Origin of the sequence: Corynebacterium sp. (assembly GCF_030530965.1) — a bacterium.
Taxonomy (GTDB): domain Bacteria; phylum Actinomycetota; class Actinomycetes; order Mycobacteriales; family Mycobacteriaceae; genus Corynebacterium.
The window spans coordinates 60,197-65,740 of the sequence record NZ_JAUMTY010000002.1 but is presented as its reverse complement, the minus strand read 5'-3'; the positions used below and the strand labels follow the sequence as shown (position 1 = coordinate 65,740).

The window sequence follows — 5,544 nt, the reverse complement described above, 5'->3', positions numbered from 1 at the left end:
GCCGTCTCCGTCGCTGTGGGCGCAGGGTTCATTGGTGGCCTGTTCACCGGTCTCATCGCTGGTCTCATCGCAATGTGGTTCAACACGCTTAATCCACCACGGTGGCTAGCTGGGTTGATGCCTGTTGTGATCATTCCTCTGGTGGATTCGATCATCACCGGCTTCGCCATGTTTATCCTGTTGGGACGCCCAATAGCCTCGCTGATGGACGCTCTGCAGAATGGCCTGAACTCGATGTCTGGTTCATCCGCGGTTCTCCTCGGAATCATCCTGGGTCTCATGATGTGCTTCGATCTCGGGGGCCCGATCAACAAGGCAGCGTACTTGTTCGCCACAGCGGGCCTGAATGTCGACGATCCTGCGTCGCTGAAGATCATGGCTGCTGTCATGATTACCGGTATGGTTCCGCCGCTGGCCTTGGCTCTTGCGACGACTCTGCGGCCTAAGCTCTTCAATAAGGCGGAGCAGGAAAACGGAAAAGCGGCATGGTTACTAGGCCTATCCTTCATCTCTGAAGGTGCTATTCCGTTCGCCGCTGCGGACCCGCTGCGCGTCATTCCGGCTACGATGCTCGGCGGCGCGGTCTCCGGTGCTATCTCGATGGCAGCTGGCGTCGAACTGATGGCTCCTCACGGCGGCGTGTTCGTGATTCTGGCCGTCACCCACGTTCTCATGTTCTTCGTCTCACTGGTGGTTGGCGTGGTCATCGCTGCTGCTGGTGTCGTCGCCCTGAAGACATGGTGGCCAGTCAAGACACGCGATGCCGCGAAAGCGCCGGCGTCCACAACGCCGTCGTCGCAAAACAAAGAGGCTTCTGCCAAGACCACAGCGTAAAGCAGAAGCTCGGCCATTACACTGACATTGGCTTAAAGATTGGGCGGGTACCCGCTGAACAACAAACCAGCGGTACTCTCCGATCGTCAGATACGGAAAAGGCTGTGGCACATGGCACTTTCCGTATCTGAACTACCACACTTGCAGCAACTTATCCGCTACGATAAGTACCGCTGTAGAAATAAATAAAATGCTTTGTGCAGGAGGACTTTAAGTCCGTTATTCTGGCACAAGAGGATCCCGATGATCCACACCTTGTTTTGATTAACAGAAAGGTTCACTTATGGCTTCCACAACCGTGACTGTCGGTTCTACCGTTGGTCTTCACGCTCGTCCCGCAGCTGTTATCGCCGAGGAAGCATCTAACTATGATGACGAGATCCTGATCTCGCTTCCCGACGATGATGATGCAGAACCTGCCGACGCCGCTTCTTCCCTCATGATTATGGCCTTGGGCGCTGAGCACGGTGACACCGTGGAAGTTTCGTCTGAGAACGCCGAAGCTGTCGAGAAGATTGCGGCTCTGGTTTCACAGAACCTCGATAACGAATAATCTACTAGTTGTCGGGACCGCCACTGTGCGGTGACCAACGGCACTATTGATGGGGATGACCGAATATTTCTGGTCATCCCCATTTTTTAATACTGACGTTGGCTGGCATCCTGCCCTTCCCCAACGTGCTCGAAGAGGTAGCGCAAGAGCGGGTATCCAACGATGATCCCCACTGAGCCCCAGGCGATGCCTTCAATATCGACTGATCCCACCCGCAACGTGAGATTTCCTATTCCCGCTATTAATGCCACTGCAGCAGCGGTCAGATTAACGGGATTGGTAAATCGAACATTGTTATCTTGCCAAATGCGAATTCCAAGCATTCCGATCATGCCGTATAAGACCATGGTCGCGCCGCCCAAAACTCCCGTGGGAATAGTGAACACTAAAGCGCCGAACTTAGGAATAAAGGCAAGAATTATTGCGGTCGCAGCAGCAACCCAGTACGCAGCCGTGGAATAGACTCGCGTAGCCGCCATGACACCAATATTTTCGGCATAACTGGTTGTACCCGATCCGCCGCAGAATCCTGCCACTGTCGTCGCGATACCGTCAGAAAATAAAGCTTTCCCCGCTAAGTCATCCATATTTCTTCCCGTCATGGCAGAAACAGCCTTTACATGGCCGACATTTTCTGCGATTAACACAACGACGACGGGGATCGTCGAAATAACGATTCCCGTGTGGAAAACGGGAGAATGGAATTGTGGGAAACCAATCCACGCGGCATTCTCTATCGTCTCTGAGGTACCTGGCGCTAAATTACCTGTTAGCGACGCGAAAACCCACCCGACGACGACACCAAAAAGAATTCCTAGCCGCGCGATCATCCCTCGGCCCGCCACGGTGAAGAGCAGAATGGCCGCCAGAGTGACGCCGGCTACTAATGGCTGTTTTTGCACGTTGGATGTGGCGGCAGGGGCCAGATTCAAACCGATGAGTGCGACGATTGCTCCTGTGACGGGCGGAGGCATCACGGCACCGAGGGCGTGTTGTCCCACTGCCATCACAACGAGCCCCACGACCGCGAGCGCTAATCCTGCGGCAAGGACGCCACCCAGCTGGGCAGACAGCCCCGCACTATGCGCCGCGGTTAAAGGGGCGATAAACGCAAATGAGGACCCTAAATATGAAGGAAGGCGATTCCTCGTGATGAGGAGAAACGCCATCGTCCCCAGACCAGAGAACAACAAGGTGGTATTGACGGGGAATCCTGTGAGGGTGGGGACAAGAAGCGTCGCCCCGAACATGGCAATGACGTGTTGCATTCCCACGCCGATCGTTCGAGGCCAACTTAATCGCTCATCTGGGGCCACCACAGCACCAGGTCGGGGTGTTTTTCCGTCACCATGCACGGACCACGGTAAAAGACTCTTTTTTGCGCTCACGCTTTCTTATTATTCAACGTGAGCAGTTAGATCCTTACTGCGACCCCTATCAACACGGTCAGGTCCCTGTAAGCAAAGAAAATTATGAGTATTCGTCCGCCTGAATAAACTCTTTCACCTCTTGAGCAACACGAGCAGGAACGCGCACATCAAGAACCGTGCCGTCGGAATCGTATTGTTCGTCGATAACGGTTCCATACTCATGTACTTTTGCCACAATGTCACCGCGGGTGTACGGGACATGAAGCCTCACATGGGTATCCAGAGTGTTTAAGAACAGTTCGATTCGGGATGCGAGCTCATCGATATTCTCGCCGGTTTTCGCCGACACGAATACAACGTCGTCAAGCTCGTGACGAAGCTGCGCAAGAACAATGGGGTCAGCCTGGTCTATCTTGTTCACAACAATGATTTCAGGCGGCATGGTCTCAGCCCCACTGTTGCGAACGTCGGCAAGAACCTCGTGAACAGCAGCTATCTGTTTCAGCGGGAAGGGATCGGAACCATCCACAACATGCAGCACCAAGTCTGCCGACGCAACTTCCTCCAGTGACGATCGGAACGCCTCCACCAACTGTGTGGGCAGGTGCCGAACGAATCCAACGGTGTCCGAAAAGATCACTGCTCGCCCGTCGGCAAGTTCTGCACGACGTGTCGTGGGGTCCAAGGTAGCGAAAAGCGCATCCTCCACCAGCACCCCTGCTCCGGTGATGGCATTGATTAACGACGACTTCCCCGCGTTCGTGTACCCAGCAATCGCGATTTGCGGAGTGGTGGAGTTATCCCGCCGATCTCGCTTGATTTCACGAGCGGTCGTCATGCTCCGCAATTCCGCTCGCAAACGAGCCATATCTTTACGCAACCGTCGGCGGTCGGCCTCAATCTTCGTTTCACCAGGACCACGAAGGCCAACACCGCCATTAGAGCCGGCTCGTCCACCCGCCTGCCGGGACATCATGTCGCCCCAGCCGCGGACTCGCGTATAAAGATATTCCATCTGAGCGAGGGAGACCTGTGCTTTTCCCTCTTTGGACTTCGCGTGCTGAGCGAAAATATCGAGGATCAGCATCGTGCGGTCAATAACCTTGACATCGAGCTGTTTTTCTAAAGCGATGAGCTGTCCGGGGCTCAGCTCACCATCGCAAATCACTGTATCTGCGCCCAATGATCGGACCGCATCACGGAGCTCAGCGACCTTGCCGGATCCGATGTATGTGCCCGCGTCGGGCTTCTCGCGCCGCTGGTAAAAAGACTCGAGGACCTCAGACCCGGCTGTCTCCGCGAGGGCACGGAGTTCTTCCAGATTTGCTTCGAATTCAGCGGTAGTTCCGGAGGTCCATACGCCGACCAGAATGACTCTTTCTAGCCGAAGCTTTCGATATTCGACGTCATAGCCGTCGGATTGCTCCGTCGTGTGAGCTTGACTCCCGCGCGACAGCGCGCGGAGTTCGTCACGCTCGCTAAGGTCGAGTTCGCCCGCGGTGGGCATGTGAGCATGGCGAACTCTTGTGTCGTTATGTAGGCCTCCCCCGCGTCGGCCATGGTCATCGGTGAGGTAAGTGTCGGAGTCCGAATAAGACGGATAATTATGTGAACGTTCAGTCATTGCTCACAAGTGTCTCACGACTAGCCCTCACGCGGTAGTGCGTTCGCTATAGGCTGATGAACCGTGACATGCATGCGCGATGCCCACAGAGGTCACGGCTCTATACCTAGTGCCGGCCCGCGGAGCTAACAGCTTCAGGCACAGCCGACGTGGACGCAGCCGGCCAACACTGTGGGCGACGGGTTAAAACCAGCGCAACCGGGCCCGTTCCGCCGATGTGCGATCCGCATCCGGCCCCTCCGTCGGCCTTACCCAATGGGCAGGATGAGCATCCCCCGCCGGGGCAGGATGTTCCCAGCGGTTTCTTGGTCAACCAGCCCATGCGTTCGAGGTGCTCGATGGAGGCATCGACGGTGGTTCGGGCAAGGCCCGTGTTTTCAGCGATCCGTGACCGGTCAACGGCCCCAGAGGCAATGGCGTCACGAACCAAGGCAAGCGGACCTTGTGAAGCCGACGATGCCGATGCACGCCCGGAGGAGTCACCCCGCGAAGGAACGCGTCGCGATAAATCTCGTTCTCGACGAAACAGCATTGCTATCACTGCTTTCACGAATCAATGGAGAGGAAATGATCTAGAAGAAAAGACGTAGTGCCTGGAATGTGATGACGGCCAAAGCCCAGGCCACTGTCAGCTGTATGGCTATCCCCACCAACGTCCATTTCAATCCGATTTCTCTCTTTTGGGCAGCCAGTGTAGCCACGCATGGAGTGTAAGCCAACAGGAAGACCATGAAAGCCCACACTGCCGGATACGTGTGACCACCTGATGAGTGGTTAAAGTCTTCGCGGATGGCCTGAGCCAGCGCAGAGTGACCCTGGTCCACAGCATCTTCATCCGACGGGTCTTGCAGGGCGTATGTCTGAGCCCACGACGAAATCACGGCTTCCTTGGCGACGAAGCCCGTGATCAACGGACCCGACAGTGACCAGGAATCGAAGCCAGCCGGGGCAAATACAGGTGCCACTGTTTGTGATACCGCGCCGTAGACCGAATCTTGCGGGTCGAGGTCGTCGTCACCCCAGCTGTGGCCGCCGACGACGGGAGTCGACTGCAGCAGCCACACGACGATGACCGTCGCGACGATGATCCCACCGGCTGTGTGCAGGAACCCTTTCAGACGCATCCACATGGCGGACAGTGCCAACCGAGGCACCGGCAGCTG

6 protein-coding genes are annotated in these 5,544 nt (G+C 56.0%); 2 read left to right on the top strand and 4 right to left on the bottom strand.

What is annotated here, in order from left to right; translation table 11 throughout:
• Together Q3981_RS00920 and Q3981_RS00915 are read left to right on the top strand one after the other, a co-directional pair.
• A partial coding sequence (locus tag Q3981_RS00920; protein WP_303122951.1) for a PTS fructose transporter subunit IIC occupies nucleotides 1-834 on the top strand: 834 nt, incomplete at its 5' end.
• A 283-nt stretch (nucleotides 835-1,117) separates the two neighbouring features.
• Entirely contained in the window at nucleotides 1,118-1,387 is a 270-nt protein-coding gene (locus Q3981_RS00915) for an HPr family phosphocarrier protein (protein WP_012731732.1), read from the top strand.
• Between the two features lie 86 nt (nucleotides 1,388-1,473).
• On the opposite strand, the gene Q3981_RS00910 is transcribed toward Q3981_RS00915, so the two are convergent.
• The 4 genes from Q3981_RS00910 to Q3981_RS00895 form a co-directional block, all read right to left on the bottom strand.
• Nucleotides 1,474-2,775 (bottom strand): uracil-xanthine permease family protein, encoded by a 1,302-nt coding sequence (locus Q3981_RS00910; RefSeq protein WP_303122948.1) that lies wholly within the window; start codon nucleotides 2,773-2,775, stop codon nucleotides 1,474-1,476.
• An 82-nt stretch (nucleotides 2,776-2,857) separates the two neighbouring features.
• On the bottom strand, nucleotides 2,858-4,264 hold the full coding sequence (gene hflX, locus Q3981_RS00905; protein WP_303123051.1) for a GTPase HflX: 1,407 nt from the start codon (nucleotides 4,262-4,264) through the stop codon (nucleotides 2,858-2,860).
• Between the two features lie 223 nt (nucleotides 4,265-4,487).
• Entirely contained in the window at nucleotides 4,488-4,913 is a 426-nt protein-coding gene (locus Q3981_RS00900; RefSeq protein WP_303122946.1) for a FeoC-like transcriptional regulator, read from the bottom strand.
• Between the two features lie 40 nt (nucleotides 4,914-4,953).
• A partial coding sequence (locus Q3981_RS00895) for a nucleoside recognition domain-containing protein (protein ID WP_303122944.1) occupies nucleotides 4,954-5,544 on the bottom strand: 591 nt, incomplete at its 5' end.